The organism is Streptomyces sp. NBC_01092 (assembly GCF_045039535.1).
GTDB lineage: Bacteria > Actinomycetota > Actinomycetes > Streptomycetales > Streptomycetaceae > Streptomyces.
The window spans coordinates 91,826-109,362 of record NZ_CP108659.1; the positions used below are offsets into that span (position 1 = coordinate 91,826).

General features: G+C 66.3%; 12 protein-coding genes and 4 pseudogenes. 7 read left to right on the forward strand and 9 right to left on the reverse strand.

Annotated features, from left to right (window positions below):
• Positions 1 to 229 precede the first annotated feature (229 nt).
• Together istB and istA are read right to left on the reverse strand one after the other, a co-directional pair.
• Positions 230 to 1,003 carry an IS21-like element helper ATPase IstB gene (istB, locus tag OG254_RS00500; RefSeq protein ID WP_405576279.1) on the reverse strand — a complete coding sequence of 258 codons (774 nt, stop codon included), beginning with the start codon at positions 1,001 to 1,003 and terminating at the stop codon, positions 230 to 232.
• Positions 1,000 to 2,421 (reverse strand): IS21 family transposase, encoded by a 1,422-nt coding sequence (gene istA, locus OG254_RS00505; RefSeq protein ID WP_405576281.1) that lies wholly within the window; start codon positions 2,419 to 2,421, stop codon positions 1,000 to 1,002. Before istA ends, istB begins: the two co-directional genes overlap by 4 nt.
• Before the next feature lie 139 nt (positions 2,422 to 2,560).
• Here istA and OG254_RS00510 point away from each other — a divergent pair, with 139 nt between their 5' ends.
• Complete coding sequence (locus OG254_RS00510; protein WP_405576283.1) at positions 2,561 to 2,788, forward strand: hypothetical protein; 228 nt, start codon at positions 2,561 to 2,563, stop codon at positions 2,786 to 2,788.
• 79 nt (positions 2,789 to 2,867) lie between these two features.
• Here the strand turns inward: OG254_RS00510 and OG254_RS00515 are convergent.
• Positions 2,868 to 3,684: pseudogene (locus tag OG254_RS00515) on the reverse strand (IS5 family transposase).
• A 749-nt stretch (positions 3,685 to 4,433) separates the two neighbouring features.
• Between OG254_RS00515 and OG254_RS00520 the strand changes: the two are divergent.
• The 6 genes and pseudogenes from OG254_RS00520 to OG254_RS00545 all read left to right on the forward strand — a co-directional run.
• Complete coding sequence (locus OG254_RS00520; RefSeq protein ID WP_405594758.1) at positions 4,434 to 6,047, forward strand: 2-isopropylmalate synthase; 1,614 nt, start codon at positions 4,434 to 4,436, stop codon at positions 6,045 to 6,047.
• A complete protein-coding gene (leuC, locus tag OG254_RS00525) occupies positions 6,044 to 7,501 on the forward strand; it encodes a 3-isopropylmalate dehydratase large subunit (protein ID WP_405576285.1) in 1,458 nt (485 codons plus the stop codon). The genes OG254_RS00520 and leuC overlap by 4 nt, the downstream gene beginning before the upstream one ends.
• 7 nt (positions 7,502 to 7,508) lie before the next feature.
• The gene (leuD, locus tag OG254_RS00530; protein ID WP_405576287.1) at positions 7,509 to 8,240 is read left to right on the forward strand and encodes a 3-isopropylmalate dehydratase small subunit; all 732 of its coding nucleotides are present in this window, start codon (positions 7,509 to 7,511) and stop codon (positions 8,238 to 8,240) included.
• Positions 8,241 to 8,886: 646 nt separating this feature from the next.
• Positions 8,887 to 9,144 (forward strand): annotated as a pseudogene (locus tag OG254_RS00535) (hypothetical protein); the annotation flags it as partial.
• A gap of 69 nt (positions 9,145 to 9,213) precedes the next feature.
• Complete coding sequence (locus tag OG254_RS00540) at positions 9,214 to 10,686, forward strand: acyl-CoA synthetase (protein ID WP_405576289.1); 1,473 nt, start codon at positions 9,214 to 9,216, stop codon at positions 10,684 to 10,686.
• Positions 10,683 to 10,862, forward strand: a pseudogene (locus OG254_RS00545) (acetyl-CoA carboxylase); the annotation flags it as partial. The gene OG254_RS00540 and the pseudogene OG254_RS00545, both read left to right, overlap by 4 nt.
• Before the next feature lie 2 nt (positions 10,863 to 10,864).
• Here OG254_RS00545 and OG254_RS00550 read toward each other — a convergent pair.
• The 6 genes and pseudogenes from OG254_RS00550 to OG254_RS00575 all read right to left on the reverse strand — a co-directional run.
• Positions 10,865 to 11,181 (reverse strand): annotated as a pseudogene (locus OG254_RS00550) (transposase); the annotation flags it as partial.
• Positions 11,182 to 11,209: 28 nt separating this feature from the next.
• Complete coding sequence (locus OG254_RS00555) at positions 11,210 to 12,193, reverse strand: acyl-CoA desaturase (RefSeq protein ID WP_405576291.1); 984 nt, start codon at positions 12,191 to 12,193, stop codon at positions 11,210 to 11,212.
• A gap of 1,541 nt (positions 12,194 to 13,734) precedes the next feature.
• Complete coding sequence (locus OG254_RS00560) at positions 13,735 to 14,367, reverse strand: hypothetical protein (RefSeq protein ID WP_405576293.1); 633 nt, start codon at positions 14,365 to 14,367, stop codon at positions 13,735 to 13,737.
• The gene (locus tag OG254_RS00565) at positions 14,364 to 15,152 is read right to left on the reverse strand and encodes an SAM-dependent methyltransferase (protein ID WP_405576295.1); all 789 of its coding nucleotides are present in this window, start codon (positions 15,150 to 15,152) and stop codon (positions 14,364 to 14,366) included. Before OG254_RS00565 ends, OG254_RS00560 begins: the two co-directional genes overlap by 4 nt.
• Entirely contained in the window at positions 15,139 to 16,080 is a 942-nt protein-coding gene (locus OG254_RS00570; RefSeq protein ID WP_405576297.1) for a hypothetical protein, read from the reverse strand. Before OG254_RS00570 ends, OG254_RS00565 begins: the two co-directional genes overlap by 14 nt.
• Positions 16,073 to 17,380: an FAD-dependent oxidoreductase gene (locus tag OG254_RS00575; RefSeq protein ID WP_405576299.1), complete on the reverse strand. Its 1,308-nt coding sequence runs from the start codon at positions 17,378 to 17,380 to the stop codon at positions 16,073 to 16,075. Before OG254_RS00575 ends, OG254_RS00570 begins: the two co-directional genes overlap by 8 nt.
• Positions 17,381 to 17,537 lie beyond the last annotated feature (157 nt).

Sequence of the window (17,537 nt, forward strand, 5' to 3'; positions counted from 1 at the left end):
ACGGGGACACCCCGGTTCATATCGCGCTCCAAAGGCAGGTTCCCCACCTCAGCGTGCGAGCGCGCTGCACATGTGGGTGTGGCACCGCATACTTCGAGCTCGACACCTGTCGGCGTACTGGCTCATCTGCAGAACCCAGTACGGGCTCAAGTGCAGAGGTGCGTACGAAGTTTTGGCCGGGTCGAGGGCGTCAGCCCTCGACCCGGCCGTGTGGGGTGAAGCTGCAGGTTCAGGCGGTCGCTGCGTTGCCGCCTTCGATCGCGAAGAGCTTGTTGCGGAGCCGGTAGCTGTTGCCGTTGATCGAGACGACTTCGCAGTGATGCAGTAGCCGGTCGAGGATCGCGGTGGCGAGGACCTCGTCGCCGAAGACCTGGCCCCACTCGCCGAAGGTCTTGTTCGAGGTCAGAATGACCGAGCCCTTTTCGTAGCGCCTCGAGATCAACTGGAAGACGAGGTTGGCCTCGTCCCGGTCGAGCGGGAGGTAGCCGACCTCGTCGACCACGAGGACGTCGGGCCGCTGGGAGAGCCGCATCTTGGCAGGCAACCGACCGATGGAGTCGGCCTCTTTGAGCTGGCGGACCATGTCGTCGAGGCTGGTGAAGTAGACGGTGAAACCGGCCCGGCAGGCTGCGACGGCCAGACCGACGGCGATATGGGTCTTGCCGACGCCGGGCGGTCCCAGCAAGGCGACGTTGGTCTTCGTCTCGACGAACGACAGCGTGGCCAGGTCCCGAATCTTGCGGGGATCAAGGTCTGGCTGGAAGGAGAAGTCGTACTCGTCCAGGGTCTTATGGTGCGGCAGCCGGGAGAGCCGCAGCCCGGTGTGGAATCGGCGGTCGTCACGGATGGCGAGCTCTTCGGAGAGTGCCAGGTCGAGGAAGTCGAGGTAGCCCATCTTGCTGGCATCCGCCCGCTGGATCAGATGCTCAAGGCTGGTGGCGGTATGGGGCAGTCCGAGCTTGGTGGCGGTGGACCGCAGTCGGGCGGTGACCAGTTCACTCACGCGGTGTCCTTCGATTCCGGGACGCTATGGGGACGGGGCTTCGGCCGGGTGCCGGCGATGCTGTCGTAGAACGACAACGGCCTCTTCCCGACCGGGATTTGGGCCGCGGCAGACCGGTTGAGCAGGTTCTGCAGTGGGCTGTCCGAGTCGGCGACCTGCCGGGGACGAACGGCGAAGTCGGGAACCTGGGTAGTGGTGCGGCGGCCCGTGCCATCGGGCAGGCCGTCCCAGTGGGACTCGTCCACGACCCAAGTCCCGCGGGTATGCGCCCGCGGATGGACGGCCAGTAGCGTGGACCCGCTGAGGTCCGGAGCCAGCAGATGCAGAGAGACGGTGTCACCACCGACCCTGACCTCGACCAGCTGCCGGGGGCGGACCCTGCGGGCCGGCACCGAATACAGGCTGGCCTCGAAGGCGACCAAACAGTCCTTGCCGACGTGCCGCAGGTGCCGGTCGGCGACGAGATAGGGCCGCTTCGGCAGCGGTCGCAGGGCAGCGTGATCCCGCTCGGCCCGCAGACCGATGACCTCCAGATGCGTGCGGTGAACGCGGGCCCGCCGCAACGGCACCCAGTTGACGAAGGCCGCGTCCAGCTCGATGACCGAGCCGAAAGACCGCCCGGCCAGGACATGGTCGCGGACGATGGTGACCTGCCGCTCAACCCGCCCTTTGCCCTGGGGCCGGTAGGCGGCCAGGACGTCGATGTCGAAGTTGTAGTGCCCGGCGAACGCGACCGCCTCCGGGTGCAACGGGACGGCCTCGCCCGGCGCGACGTGCCGGCGCACGACGGTCTTGGTCCGGTCGTAGACGATCGTCTTCGGAGCCCCGCCGAAGTGGGCGAACGCCCGCCGGTGGCAGTCCCAGAACGTCGACAGGTCCATCGACGTGGTGAAGCAGCAGAACGGATCCCGCGAGTAGGACAGGACCATGTGGAAGGAGTACACCTTCTTGATCCCGACGTGAGCGAGGATGTCTCCCTCGTCGCCCCAGTCGACCTGGGCCTGGGCCCCCGGGATCACCTCGAACCGGCGGTGCAGACCGGCGAGTTCGTCGGGACTGATCCCGAGTTCGTCCATCACCTGCGGCCGGGCCTGTTGCAGATAGAGCTTCACCCGCTGGTAGTTGCCGGTGAATCCGTACTGGTCGACGAGCCGTTCGTGGATCACCGTCCCCTTCAACGTGATATCGGCCCGCAGCCAGGCATCGATCACCGGCTTGAACGGCTCGATCACCTGCCCATGGCAGCCCTTGCGGGACGGGCCCTTCGGAGGCACCACCGGCGGCGGAGCCTCGATGTACTTCTTCACGGTCCGCCAGTTCAGCCCGGTCTCCCGGGCGATGGCGGAGATGCTCAGCCCTGCCTCATGCAGAGCGCGGAAACGGCGCAGATCCATCCAACGCTCCGAGTGCAGGATCATCGAGACGGGACACCCTTCGCCTCCTCTCACCTCGCGCGATGGCTGTCCCGCCGACAGTCCGTGTACTCACAACTCGCGTACGACACGCGCAAGATCAACCCGATCGAGTGTGTACGTGAGCCCGTACCCGCCTATGTGCATGACCTTGTACGCGGACAACACCAGCAAGGTGGTTCCTGCACCCACCGGCCCCAGCACGGTGGTAGCGGCCGAAGCGCAGCTCGTCACCGAAGCTGGCGAGTGCCCAGGTGAGGTCCTGGTCTTCACCCAGGGCGGCTACCTGTCCTGGCTGGAAGTCTGTTCATGGAGCGACGACATCGAAGTGACACTGGCCGCCGCCCGTCACTGGTTGCAGACACACTCTTGATCCCGAACGATCGGCGCCCAACACGCTCCGCGACGCCGCCGACATCACGAATTCAAGTTCAGATAGCGACTTACTGGCCCTAACAAAGCCTCTGGACGTGTCTGTGGGTGATCAGGCAGACGGCGGGTCCGAGGAAGGCCTCATGGATGTCGTCGCGGCGTTCCCAGCGGATCCGTAGGCGGCGGAAGCCGTGTAGCCAGGAGATCGTCCGCTCGACGACCCAGCGGAAGGTGCCCAGGCCGGTGCCGTGCGGTTGTCCCCGCTCGGCGATCGCGGGCCTGATCCCGCGCTGGCGCAGCAGCCGACGGTACTTGTCATGGTCGTAGCCGCGGTCCGCGAAGAGCATGTCGGGCCGTCGGCGCGGTCGGCCGACCACTCCCGCCACTGCTGGGATCTTGTCCAGCAATGGCAGCAGTTGGGTGACGTCGTTGCGGTTGCCACCGGTCAAAGACACCGCGAGCGGGATGCCCTGCCCGTCGGTGATGATGTGGTGTTTGCTGCCCGGGCGTGCGCGGTCGACCGGGCTGGGCCCGCTTTTGGGCCTCGCCGTACGGCCCGGACGCGGGAGGAGTCGATCACCGCCCGCGACCAGTCCAGCTGGTTCTTCGACCGCAGCTTGTTCAGCAGCAGCTGGTGCAGCTGGTCCCAGACACCTGCCTCGTTCCAGGCCGCCAGGCGACGCCAGCAGGTCATGCCCGAGCCGAAGCCGAGCTCCTGGGGCAGGTACTCCCACTGGATGCCGGTGTGCAGCACGAACAGGATGCCGCACAAGGCCTGACGGTCGGGCACTCGCGGCCGTCCCTCCACCAGCTCGGCGCCGGCTCAGGCAGCAACGGCTCGATAAGCGACCACAGTTCGTCCGACACGATCCACGGCCGCGACTGACGCTTCCCCATGCCCCCTCAACGAGCGACAAAGCAGACAGTCACATGATCAACCCGTTTTTGTTAGAGCCAGTAAGCCTCGAAATTTCTGGCGCATCACACTAGTCCCCTGACATGCGCTCCTGCACCGGCCACTGAATGGGCCGGCGAGGTGATCCTGAGCCTGCCCTTCCATCAGCATCTACTGTAACCAAGCGGTGACGGCAAGCCGGTCGCAGGCCAGTTCCCGACACACCTCGAACTCGGCGCATTTTGCCCCGAGTTGGTGTCCATCTGTGCATACCGAGGGCGCCCGAGTTGGCGGTCGCGCTATCGGGTCATCAGAATCGACGCCAACGGAACAGCGCTCCCAGCGTGTTGAGGCGACGACAGCAATTAAGGGAAGCTCTGATCATCCAGGGATGGTATCCGAGCCAGGACCTCGATCACGCCTGGTGGATGGTCAAAGGGCCGAAGTCGCCAACGGCATGCGCGATGAATTGGGGCGTGACGATCGGTGAATTGACCGCATTGGCTGCACGATGTCGACTGTGCTGGCCTGCTCCCACGGAGCCTCGAACGGCTGGCGCTGCACCACGATGCTTGCCGGTGTTCTTCGGCTCCGCCAATCAGGTCGGCGCGGACTACAACGAGGTCGGTTCGACGAGAATGCGGCCTCGTTCGGTGGTGGCGGTCATCAAGCGCGTGGCGGGAGGACAGCCATGACAGTCTGTTCGGCGACGGTGGCCGGGCCTGAGCGTGGAGTGCAGGTACCGGGGCCGATGAACACATCTAAGTACGCACCGTACGAACCGGTCGGACTACCTGACCGGACCTGGCCGGGCAAACAGATTACCGAGGCGCCCCTGTGGGCGAGCGTGGACCTGCGGGACGGCAATCAGGCGCTCATCAACCCGATGGATCTGGAGCGCAAGCGCACCATGTTCGACTTGCTGGTGTCGCTCGGGTTCAAGGAGATCGAGATCGGCTATCCGACCGCGTCCCGGGACGACTACGACTTCGTCCGGCACCTGGTGGAGACCGACGCGATCCCCCACGACGTGGTGATCCAGGTGATGACACCCATCATCGGTGACTTGATCGAGCGTACCGTCGCCTCGCTGGCGGGAGCGCGGCGCGCGGTCCTCCAGGTGTTCAACCCGACCTCGGAGGCCCAGCGGCGCCTGGTGTTCCGCAAGACCCGCAGCGAGGTAAAGGCGCTGGCGCTGGCCGGGGCCGAGCAGGCACTGCGGCTCCAGGACGCGCTGCCGGGTACCGAAATCTTCCTGCAGTACGCGCCGGAGTCCTTCACCCAGACCGAGCCGGACTACGCTTTGGAGGTCTGCAATGCGGTGCTGGAGTTCTGGGCGCGCCGGGCTGAGCACACCCTCGCGGTGAACCTGCCGGCGACGGTGGAGGTTTATCCACCGCAGGAGTTCGCCGACCGCATCGAGTACGTGAGCCGTTATCTGGCGCACCGGGAACGGGTGCTGCTCTCCGTACACCCGCACAACGACCGGGGTAGCGGGGTCGCGGCGGCGGAGATGGCCGTGCTGGCGGGTGCCGACCGAGTGGAGGGCACGCTCTTCGGTAACGGCGAGCGGACCGGCAATGTCTGCCTGATCACCTTGGCGATGAACCTGTTTTCGCAGGGCGTCGACCCGATGCTGGACCTGCGTGACCTGGACCGGGTGCGCCGCACTGTCGAGCAGAGCAACCGGATGCCGATCTCGCACCGGCATCCGTGGGCGGGCGACTTCGTGTATACCTCCTTCGCGGGCACCCATCAGGACGCCATCGCCAAGGGCCTCAAGGCGCGCGGCGACGCGCTGGACGCGCCATGGGACGTCCCCTACCTGCCGATCGACCCGCGCGACATTGGCCGCGATTACCAGTCCCTGATCCGCATCAACAGCCAGTCCGGCAAAGGCGGAATCGCTCATCTGCTGCACGCTGAATACGGGGTGGAACTACCCCGACGGCTCCAGATCGACTTCGCGGCCGCGATGCAGCAGATGTGCGAGACCCACGAGAGCGAACTCACCACGACGGAACTGTGGCAGCACTTCCGCCAGCGCTATATCGACCCGAGCACCGAGATCGACACAGATCCACCTGCGACTCACGACGACATGGAGAACGGGCCTGCGGGTTTGGCCGAGCGGCTGCTGGCGCTGTACGGCGTCGAGGGCACCGTGCAGGAACTGGTGCTCGGACGGACGGGAGCGGGCCACCAGGCGGACAGCGCGGCCTGCGAGATCCTCGTGGACGCGCGGTCGTTCTGGGGCGTGGGACTCGCCCCGTCCGAGGACGCTGCGGTGCGGGCGGCGGTGCGTTCGGCCGTCAGCCAGATCCGCAAGGACACCGCACCGACGGTCAGGGAGGTGGCCCGATGACGGAAACGAAACCGAGCACGCTCGCCGACAAGTTGTGGGACAGCCATGTGGTAGTGCCCGCATCCGATGACGACCCGGACCTGCTCTACGTCGACCTCCACCTCATCCATGAGGCCACTTCTCCGCAGGCCTTCGACGGACTGCGACTGGCCTCGCGCCGGGTGCGTCGGCCGGAGTCGACCCTGGCCCTCGAGGACCACAACGTCCCGACCGACTCCCTGGTGCTGACCGACCCGGTAGGGCGCAATCAGATCGAGGCACTGCGGCGCAACTGCGCCGAGTTCGGGGTGGAGCTGTACTCGATCGGAGACAGCCGCCAGGGCATCGTGCACGTCGTGGCACCACAGCTGGGCCTGGTACTGCCGGGCATGTCCGTGATGTGCGGAGACAGCCACACGTCCACGCACGGCGCGTTCGGTGCGCTCGCCTTCGGCGTCGGGACCAGTGACATGGAGCACGTGCTGGCCACCCAGTGCCTGGAGGTGCGGCGACCGCGGGTGATGTCCGTGGAGTTCACCGGCGCCCTCCCCCCCACCGGAGTGGGCGCCAAGGACATGGCGCTGGCGCTGATCTCCCAGATCGGGGTCAACGGGGCGCAGGGGCATGTGATCGAATACCGCGGCGAGGCCGTCCGGTTGCTCTCCATGGAAGCTCGGATGACCCTGTGCAACATGAGCATCGAGGCGGGCGCACGGGCCGGACTGATCGCCCCGGACGAGACGACCTTCGCCTATCTCGCCGGGCTGCCGCATGCCCCACAGGCCGAGAGGTGGGACGAGGCCATGGTGTACTGGGGCACGCTGCGCACCGATGAGGGCGCGGAGTTCGACCGGACCGTGACGGTCGGCGTCGCGGCGCTGAGCCCACTGGTGACCTGGGGCACCAACCCTGCGCAGGCAGTGCCAGTCAGCGGGGTGGTGCCGAGCCCCGAGGAGTTCAACGACCCGCTACAGCGGGCAGCAGCCGAACGCGCGCTCGCCTATATGCACCTGACCCCTGGCACCCCCCTCCGGGAGATCCCGGTGGACGTGGTCTTTCTTGGGTCCTGCACCAACGGACGGATCGAGGATCTGCGGGTCGCCGCTGAGGTGCTGTGTGGTCGGCGGGTCAACGAAGGCACCCGGCTGCTGGTCGTGCCTGGATCCATGGCGGTTCGGGACCAGGCCGAGCACGAGGGCCTGGACCGGTTGTTCACCGCCGCTGGCGGGGAGTGGCGCCTGCCCGGTTGCTCGATCTGCCTGGGTATGAACGCCGACCGGTTGACCGGCACGCAGCGCTGCGCTTCGACCTCCAACCGCAACTTCGAGGGGCGGCAGGGCGCGACGGCCCGCACTCATCTGGTGTCTCCCGCCGTTGCCGCCGCCACCGCGCTGGTCGGGCGGCTGGCCGGCCCGGCGGATCTCCGCACCATGGAAGCGCCCCTTCCCGCCCCGGCTGTCACCGAACTGCGATGAGGGTCCGATGGAACCATTGATCAGCCATACCGGAAAAGCGGTGGCGCTGCGCCGTGACAATGTGGACACCGATCAGATCGTCCCGGGCGAGTTTTGCAAGCGGGTCGTCAAGTCAGGTTATGCAGATGCCCTGTTCGCCCGCTGGCGGACGCAGCCAGGCTTCGTGCTGAATCGACTTGCGAGCAAGGATGCCTCCGTGCTCCTGGCCGGTGCGAACTTCGGGGTTGGCAGCTCTCGTGAGCACGCTGTCTGGGCGCTGCGGGACGGCGGATTCACCGCAGTGGCCGCCGCCGGCTTTGGTGACACTTTCCGCCGGAACGCCTGGAACAACGCCCTGATCCCAGTCGATCTGCCCGGACCGGTGATACGCGAGCTGATGGATCTCGCCGAGTCCCCCAATGGATTGACCGTCGTGGTCGACATCCGGGGGCGCGAACTGCGGGCCGACGGACGCTCCTGGACGTTCCCCGTGGACAACCGCTCGCGGCGACTGCTCCTTGAAGGACTGGACGTGATCGAGGCAACGCTGCGGCGCATGGATCGTATCGACGAGTACGAGCGCGGACGTCCCGCCTGGCTGCCCCGCGTCCGCCAGGGTGAGCTCCAGGCTCGGGCGGCAGCGAGCGCGGCAAGCACCACAAACCGGTCTGACGGGCCTGGGGCGCCCGGTAGTCCTGCCGCGATGCGTGCACGCATCGCGGCAGGACTACCGGCTTGGTGTACTGGCGGCTGCGACTGATGGCCGCATCCGCGACTGACCGCTCTGGACAGTCCGATCTTCGCCAAGGAGTTGGCCACGGAGCGGGAATCCTGATGGCGCCGGCAACGGCCTTCTCCGACGACCGCAAAGAGGCACCGCGCATGTGCGGGTGGCTTTCAACCGGACGTGCGCAAGCCTGGATGCGGCCCGGGAGCGGCTCCTGTCCGCGTCACCTCCCAGATGGAAAGAAGTTAGGAAGTGAGTCATTGCCCGGAGGTGTTGTTCTTGCCGGACGGTGCCGGGGCGGCACCGTGCCCCAGGCAGGCTGCGGATGCCGTCGAGCACTGTGCCTCCCTCGCCCAGGCGCTGCCCGTCGGTCAGCGGACCGTGCTGGTGCTGCGCTACTTCGACGACCTGAGCGCCCCCGGACATCGCCGTGGCTCTGAACTGCTCGCTCGCACCGTCAAGGCCCCATACCCGGCGAGCGCTCACGGTCCGGCGCGCCCATCCCGCGTTCCCCACCGACCCATCCTCCCCTTCCGGAGCCCACCGATGACGCCCCAATCCGACACCGAGCGGCTGCGTTAAGTGCTTGCCGAAGCCGCCTGCGACATCACGTCCTCCCCCGTCCCGCTGGCCGCAATCAAGGCGGCAGATAGAGCACACCGGCGCCGCCGCACCGCCGGGCGCGCTCATCCCGCTCGCCGTGCCGTTCCTGGCGCAGGGCGAGATCGGGGCGGTCGGCATGGTGGCCGCGCTCGCGGTGTCGGCGACCGTCGTGGACGTGAGCCCCTTCTCGACGAACGGCGCGCTGGTGCTGGCCGCGGCACCGGACGTGGACCGCGAGCGTTTCTTCCGGCAGCTGATGGTGTACGGAGGGATCGTGGTGGCGGTCGTGCCCGCGGTGGTGTGGCTGGTGCTGGTCGTGCCGGGCTGGGGGTAGGCCGGTGGACGACAACACTCGGTGGACGACAACACTCGGTGTCCGTTGAACAGTTAAGGAGTACGACGCGTGTCCTCTCTCTTCCCGGCCCTGACGGGCGCCCCGGCTCAGCGAGCCGCCCTGCGGTTCGGCGACCGTTCCCTGACGTACGGCGAACTCGGCGCCGCCGCCGGTGCGCTCGCGGCGCGGATCGGCGGGGCGGGCCGGGTGGCCGTCTGGGCGACCCCGGCGCTGGAGACCGCCGTGGCGGTGGTGGCGGCGCTGGAGGCCGGTGTCGCCGCCGTACCGCTCAACCCGAAGTCCGGGGAGAAGGAGCTCGGGCACATCCTGTCCGACTGTGCGCCGACGGTGGTGCTGGCCGCCGCGGGGGACGAACTGCCCGCCGCTCTGGGCGACTTGGAGCGCGTCGACGTCGACGTGCGGGGCGTGGGCCCGCTCCCCGACCGGCAGGCGTCCGGCGAGGATCCCGCCCTGATCGTCTACACGTCCGGCACCACCGGCCCGCCCAAGGGCGCCGTCATCCCCCGCCGGGCCGTCGCCCACACACTGGACGCGCTCCCCGACGCCTGGCAGTGGACCGCCGACGACGTACTGGTCCACGGCCTGCCCCTGTTCCATGTGCACGGCCTGGTCCTCGGCATCCTCGGCCCACTGCGCCGCGGCGGCTCGGTGCGCCACCTGGGCCGCTTCAGCACGCAGGGCGTGACCCGCGAGCTGAACGACGGCGCGACCATGATGTTCGGCGTGCCGACGATGTACCACCGCGTCGCCCAGGCCCTGCCCGAGGACCCGGGCCTTGCGCAGGCGCTGGGCAAGGCCCGCCTGCTCGTCTCGGGTTCTGCGGCGCTCCCCGTGCACGACCATCAGCGGATCACGGCCGCGACCGGGCAGCGGGTCGTCGAGCGGTACGGCATGACGGAGACGCTGATGAACACCAGCGTCCGCGCGGACGGCGAGGCCAGGGCCGGGACGGTCGGCGTGCCGCTGCCGGGCGTGGAGCTGCGGCTGGTGGAGGAGGACGGGACCCCTCTCACGTCGTACGACGAGGAAGGGGCGCCGATCACGCCGTACGACGGCGAGACGGTCGGCGAGATCCAGGTGCGCGGCCCGAACCTCTTCACGGAGTACCTCAACCGGCCCGACGCCACGGAGGCCGCGTTCACAGCGGACGGCTGGTTCCGTACCGGCGACATGGCGGTGCGCGAGCCCGACGGGTACGTCCGTATCGTCGGCCGCAAGGCCACCGACCTGATCAAGAGCGGGGGTTACAAGATCGGGGCGGGCGAGATCGAGAACGCGCTCCTCGAACACCCGGGGGTGCGGGAGGCGGCAGTGACCGGGGAGCCGGACGCGGACCTGGGCGAGCGGATCGTGGCGTGGATCGTCCCGGCGGACCCCCAGTCCCCACCCTCCGCGGCCGAGTTGGCGGACCACGTCGCCGCCCGCCTGGCACCGCACAAACGCCCGCGCAGGGTCCACTACCTGGACGCCCTCCCCCGCAACGACATGGGGAAGATCATGAAGCGGGCACTGACCTCATGACGGAACGGCTCGCGGCACGGCAGGTCGTCGCCCTGATCACCGACGCCTCCTCCTTCACCGAACTCCCCTACCCGGAACGGGACTCCGGGCCGGACGGCCCCCTCGGCTGGCACGGCTACGACGCCTCGCGCGCCCGCGCCGTCGAGCGCACCGGCGAGCAGGAGTCGGTGGTGTGTGTGGCCGGTCGAGCTCGGCCGCGAAGAATGCGCCGCGGCCTTGAGGATGTCGTTGGCCCGTTTCAGCTCGGCGTTCTCCTTCTTCAGCCGCTTCAGCTGGGCCGACTCCTCGCTCGTCGTGCCCGCACGGGTCCCGGCGTCGATCTGGTCCTGCCGGACCCACTTGCGCAGCGTCTCGGTCGTGCCGATGCCCAGTTTCTGGGCGACCGCTTTCATCGCGGCCCACTCGGTGCCGTACTCCGGCCGCACCTCGGCAACCATGGGCACCGCGCACCGCACGACGGCGCAGCTCAAGCGGGTACTGGGAAGGACGTGCCATAACTCGATGCTCTCAAACGATCGAGTCCCTACCGAACCCGGAACGGTTCACTCCGAGGTCTTGCCTTGAGACGTTTGGGGGCGATGCGGAGTTCGTCGGGCCAACGGACGTCGTAGGCCCAGCCAGCCTTTTCGAACAGAGCGATCAATCGGGCGGTGGGGTCCGGTTGCCCCTTCAAAGCACCGTGCCGGGCACTGTTGGGGTCGACGTGGTGAAGGTTGTGCCATCCCTCACCCAAAGTGAGCAGGGCGACCCAGCGGACGTCGCGCGACTGATCGCGGCTGGTGTAGTTCTGGGATCCGAAGGCGTGGGCGATGGAGTTCACGGACCAGGTCACGTGGTGGACGACGGCGTAACGGACCAGGCTCGCCCAGAAGAAGGTCGTTGCCGTCGCGTGCCAGTCGTGGGTCCAGGCGAGGATGACGGCCGGAGGCAGGAGCAGGGAGAAGGCGACGGTGGCCGGGTACCACCGGTCCAGGCGCCCGACGTCGGTATCTGCCAGCAAGTCGGGTGCGTAGCGCGGGTAGTTGGAACGCACGGGTGATGAAGAGAACCAGCCGACCTGGGCATGCCAGAGGCCCCTGATGAGCGCGCGCCGGGTGGTGCCGTACTTCCACGGCGAGTGAGGGTCTCCCTCGCGGTCAGAGTGTTGGTGGTGGCGCCGGTGTTCGGCCACCCACATGGTGACGGGGCCCTCCATGGCCAGGCCGCCGGCGATTACTAGTGCGATCCTCAGGGGCCGCTTCGCCTTGAACGACAGATGGGTGAAGTGACGGTGGTAACCCGCTGTAATGCCCGCGATGGAGAGCACGTACATCAAGAGGCCCAGAACCACGTCGTACCAATGGGGTCCCCAGCCATGGAACAGGGCGGTGGGCAGGGCGACGGCCAGGGTGGCCAGAGGGCCGACGACGAGGGCGAGCAGATAGCCCGTGCGCAGGGGGAGGCTGACCGGGATGGTGTCGGGGAGCGGAGCGCGCAGGCCGCCGGGAGGGGTGGCCCGGGCGCTCACGTAGTCCTACCCGCGGGAGTGGGGCCGGTGCCGCATCGCAGGTCCGGGGAGTACGCGTCGATGAGAGCAGAGGAACTCGCGTGACGGGGATGTGCGGGTTGGGATGTACGCTGGCTCATGAAAGCTGATTATCCGGGCGTGATAGGGCACAAACGCATAGGATGAATGAACGCGGGCGGATCGGGCAGAGTCTCTACCTATGCACCACACATTGGTGTCATGGGTGTCGGCTGCGGACTCTGTTCACGGCGCCGCTGCTTCGCCCGCGGGCGACGTTTCCTTCCATGATCGGAGGTGATGACCCCTTGCACACCATCACCTTTAGCAGCCCGACCTCTCACCACTATTGGGTGCAAGATCTGGTGTCGATCGGCCCCGTTCTCGCAGGGCTCCGGTACTCCTGGTGAAGTCCGTCGTTGCTGCCGGTTGCATGTGACTGTCCCTTTGCCTCCCTCCCGGCCTGCACCGTGCACCGTCTGTTGCGCAACCAGCTGCTCCTGGCGGTGAACGGTGCAAGGCCGGTTGCTGCTCGGGGCCGGGCCGTGGGCCGTGGGCGCAGTATTTGCACAACCCGGGCGGCACAAGGGTGCTGCACGAGCAGCAGGCCGTCATCGGCCGAGCAACAACGAGTCCCGGCGGGTCCCTGCCTATGCGCTGCAACGAGGCTGCCGACCGGCGCGTAACGGTATGGTGCGCTCTGCTTTGCTGTAAACACCTGCTGCCGGTTGCTGCTCTCGCTCCACGGCCCGCCGACCGTACAGCGGGCCATTCGTACCTTCGGTTCGCGTGGGCGGTATTCGGGGTAGGGCGGCCAGATGGTGCGGTCCCGGCCCGTTCCGTGGCAGTGCCAGCAATGCCCGGCTCACCGTCCAGGCCACACTATTTCGTGGCCGTGTGTCTGGCCAGGGCGGTCAGCCCGCGCACGAGCCGTGTGTCGCGTGGCATGGTGCCGGCATCCCGGCATCCACACCGTCAGGTAACTGGGCACCGGTCCGTACCCCGCGAGCTCCGCTCGATCAGGGGGAGCTCCGCGGCGATCAGTTGCAAGAGCCGGGTCTCGGAGAGCCAGCGCCAGTCGAGCGGGACGCGGGTGCTGTACCCGAGGTCGTCGGCATCCACGACGGAGAGGCAAACCGTCGCGGCGTCCTCCCACACCGCCTGAGTGCAAGCGGGTGGGTGGCCACCACCATGCTCAGCGCCTTCCACAGCGCGTACGCGTCGGAGTCCGTCTCGATCAGCACCTCGGGGTCCGGCGCAGTCTCGCATCCGGCATAGTGACAGCTGGATTGATCAGAGTCGTGCCGTCGCAAACGCTTCGGTCCGGGGCGCCTGCACCGAGGCCCGCATGCGCCGACCAGGTTCATCGCTTCGGCATCTCCATGTCGATCCGACTCATGCCTGCATACAGCAGCGACCAAGCTGTGTCCTGGACAGGAACCCCTATCGAGACAGCTCTTGTTTCGTTCTTCCGCAATAATTGAAGCTCACCACAGCGTTCGCTCAGAAGTGGCGATATTAGCGTCGATCCTTCTCCCCAGAAATTACCCAAATGTCCCTGCTGCGGACTTCCTCAGTACGGTTGTACGTACCTCAGCTCGTTCGTACTGTCGCCAGATCTGCGCCGGGCTCAGCAGCGTGAACCGACCCTGCGCATTGACCACCACGGTGTCTTCGCCGGGATCGGGGAACGGACTGTGGAGTGCCCCATCCACGGCCCGATACGGGCCGTGGCGGAACCATGGCGCGAACGAGCACAAGATCGGTATGTGCATAGATGCGTGGCACATCCGGATAGCCTCCGCCTGATCGTTCCACGCCGGGCGAAGCGTTATCGATTGTCCAGTGGGCAGCCGAGTCGCGATGACCTCCAGTTGCCGCTGCTGGCTAGCGCCGGAGAGCAGGTGGCTGAGCAGCTCGTCGATGAAGCTGTGGACCCGTCCAAGGTATGACCAAGGTCTTCCGAAAAGATCCCATTCCTGAGCCAGATCGACCGCTGCGGCCACACAGGATCGACCGGACAACCCATAGGCTGCCACGAGTGCTGTCAAAGACCCGGATGAACTCCCCCGGAAGCAGGAGTAGTCGGCGAGACGTTCGGATTCGCGCTCGTGATCAAGGTATCCCAGCTGACTGTAGATGCCGTACGCGCTGCCGTGGAAGTGGAGGATAGTCATGGCTTCTTCTCCGCGCTCAGCAAGACATAGTGCAATTGCCGGGTTTTGGTAGCTGAGCCGCAGAGCCGAGCCGTGGCACTGATTTTCCGCCAGCCGGGGGCCTTCCGCCCATCGGCGTCGACCGGCATCGGTCGACGCCGGATAAACTCGGAGAAGCCGACCATGACAGGTTCGTCAAGGATCTTGACCCTGCAATCACACAACCCGGCTGAGTCCGCCACTGTAAAGAGCTGATCGAGGCGGACGACAGCGGCCTCGGGTATGGCTGCAAGCGCGAGACCACGCCGCCACAACCAACGCGATGACCTGCTATCAACGGCTGGCCAGGCGAGTGTCGTCAGCGCGATCCGTCCAGACGGGACCAGCCGGGGCGCGACGCGGCTGAGCAACTGCGAAAGAGAGCCAAAATGATATGCGGCATCAACGGACACCACCGAGTCGTAGCTTTCTTCAAGCGAGGACAGGACCGTAAACACGTCCCCGGTATGGAGATTGGCAGCGATCGATCGACCAGCTGAACAGACCTGGTCGGTTCGCAGCTCGACACCATCGACGCGAGCCACGTCGAACTTGTCCGCCCAGAGCGCCAGGCTTGCCCCTCCTCCGAAGCCAAGATCCAGCACCGAGCCTCCTGCTCGCATACCCGCCGCCTCCCCCACTCGGATTGCCAGCGCGCGGCATGCCTCCGCGAAGGTCGATGCGGTGGACCAGTCGCCCAGGTTGCACCAGCCACTCGGCGCTGCTTCGTCCTCGAGTAGCCGGCTCGCAATGTCAAATCTTGACATCGAAACGCCCCTCGACCGGGTCGGGTCTTCCGCCCCGGAGACGATGCTGTCCGGTCAAGGCCATCACTACCCCAGGAGAAAGCACGATCGCCGCACAGAGTGCCGATAGCCTGCGATCGCGTGGCACCGCGATCACCAGCCAGAACGCCGTCGTCAGGACCACATCAGCAAAAACGCTCGCGACACATGGACTAACAAATTCGGCAGCCATGACATCCCCCAGCGACTGGCCGGAGTGCAAGCCACCAGCGACTGAACCGACAGCGCGGACAACCGCTGAAAGCTGAACGATCAGCAAAAGAGCAGCCAGTATCAGCGGCCAACGCCCAGGGCTTCGGGCACCAGTACGGCGTGCGGAGAAGAACGGCACCATAAGGGCAAGATGTATTCCACTGAGGAGAAGCATTCTCACGTTCCCCGGCGCCCACGGCAAAGCGACAATCATGACGCAGGCCGCAACGCAGACCCCCGCTGCGAACCTGGCCGACTCAGCAGCCGCCCCACGCGGCTTCTCCATCCTGGATGCTTCGCGCAGGGAGTAGCCGAGACTCACCGCACCGGCGAACGAAGCCAGCTGGAATGGCAGCTCATTCCTCGGCGTATCGGTCTCGCTGGCCAGGAAGTAGGTGCGAACCGTGACCCAGCCCAGCAGTTGGGAGGTCACCCACCACCGGACCGGGCTCGCCAGCACCTCGCCCCAGGCCTCGAAAAAGACATTCCCTTGCGCTAGCCACAGCCGCGCCGATCCGGCATCGACGAGAGTCTGGCGAAGGTAGAGGCCAATAAACAGCCAGGTGACAGCGAACGCCAATGCAGCCGATGCCAGCAAGCTACGACGATGTATCTTGCGACGGACACACACCGTCAAGCAGCCGAAAAGAACTCCGAAGTAGGCCACGTGCGTCGCCGCGCCTGCCAGTTCATGCACTGGAACCGCCGATCAGCGCCGCACGGCGACCCCACTCGGTGCCCGCACCGAGCCGCTCGCTCACCGCAATCGCCGAGCGGGTAGCAGTTTCGAGCAAAGGAACGCCGGGCGCGGCATACGATCCACAGAAAAATACGCGGCGTCCCCGATCCCCGTGGAGGCGATGAAGCGCCGAGAGCGCGGCCGCAGTGTCTTTCGTGACAACGCTCCGCTCGAAGACAACCTTGGAGTGAACTGAATCAACGGCAGGTGGCGCCGGAGCCTGCCAGGTCTGGAGCACGGGAGCCTCCTCATGCAGTGCAGGCTCGACCCGGTTGAGCCACACGGTCCACGTGGCTTCTCCTTGACCGGCCGGCAACAGGTAATTGAGCGGCATCCAATGCTTCCTCTGTCGCGGGAGGAAACGGGTGTCACTGTGCGTGATCAATGTCCCGCGTTCGTACGGGAAACGCTTCAAGACCGCGCGTTCCTGTCGACACCCCACTGGGTCCAGAAAGGTCGTCTGGTTGGCCTGCGTGGCCACCACGACGTAGTCGAAGCGATGGTTTGTACCAGTTGCCGTTAGCACGGTGACACCATTCGCGTCTGGCGACACCAGAGTTACGCCCTCACCGGTACGCACGTCGACACGTTCAGCCAGCCGTGAAACGAGCGCCGTCGTTCCCCCTTGCAGGCGCTGCGCTCTCGGTCCGAGCAGGATTGTCCTGAGCAATTCGAGTACTTGCATTGCTGGCCAATTCCGAAGCGTCTCTTGACTGCAGGTGCAAATAGTCGACAGGATCGGGAGTACAAATCGGATATAGAAGAATGGATCGAAGTGCTTCGCGCTCATAAACTGGTCGAGGGTTGGCTCATCGATCCCCTGAACAGCAATCCCGCGGTCCAACTCACGGGATAGGCGGATTGCGCCGTACGCGACTCGCAACGCAGCGGGCCCAGGATGCCGAAGCATTCCAGAGCCGAGGCCCCATCGGGCGGACTCCTGGACACGTCCGGCCCGAAGCCAGGTATGCCCGCTCATCGTACTGAACGACAGTCCGGCGTCGACCTCGTACGTGGACACTCCGGCTTCCCGGCACAATGCAAGAAAATGGGTCCAGTGAGCCGGATTGACGATGCGCAGGGGAACATCGACGGTGGCCGACCCACCGGCAGTCGACACCTCGGCAGTGTGAGCATCCATGCCGCACCTGTCATGCGCTTCGAATACGGTCACGACGTTACCGGACCGGGCGCAGGCCCATGCTGCGGCCAAACCAGCGATTCCACTGCCTACAACTGCAATCCGGGAACCCGCCATTGCGACACCCTTCAATCCGCAAGAGTTCCCAGAGAACTACCTGCACCATTGCTAGCCTGAAACGAAGGTGAAGTATTTTCACCAGCCAAAGACAATCCGGCCGTTTAGGCCTTACGATGAAACGCGACTACCCTCGTAGCCCACCGAATGACCTCCA

Bases quoted from the DNA above. Each gene is read 5' to 3' on its own strand.
- istA (WP_405576281.1), bottom strand. From the start codon at position 2,421: ATGATCCTGCACTCGGAGCGTTGGATGGATCTGCGCCGTTTCCGCGCT.
- OG254_RS00510 (WP_405576283.1), top strand. From the start codon at position 2,561: ATGACCTTGTACGCGGACAACACCAGCAAGGTGGTTCCTGCACCCACC.
- OG254_RS00520 (WP_405594758.1), top strand. From the start codon at position 4,434: ATGAACACATCTAAGTACGCACCGTACGAACCGGTCGGACTACCTGAC.
- leuC (WP_405576285.1), top strand. From the start codon at position 6,044: ATGACGGAAACGAAACCGAGCACGCTCGCCGACAAGTTGTGGGACAGC.
- leuD (WP_405576287.1), top strand. From the start codon at position 7,509: ATGGAACCATTGATCAGCCATACCGGAAAAGCGGTGGCGCTGCGCCGT.
- OG254_RS00560 (WP_405576293.1), bottom strand. From the start codon at position 14,367: ATGACTATCCTCCACTTCCACGGCAGCGCGTACGGCATCTACAGTCAG.
- OG254_RS00565 (WP_405576295.1), bottom strand. From the start codon at position 15,152: ATGTCAAGATTTGACATTGCGAGCCGGCTACTCGAGGACGAAGCAGCG.
- OG254_RS00575 (WP_405576299.1), bottom strand. From the start codon at position 17,380: ATGGCGGGTTCCCGGATTGCAGTTGTAGGCAGTGGAATCGCTGGTTTG.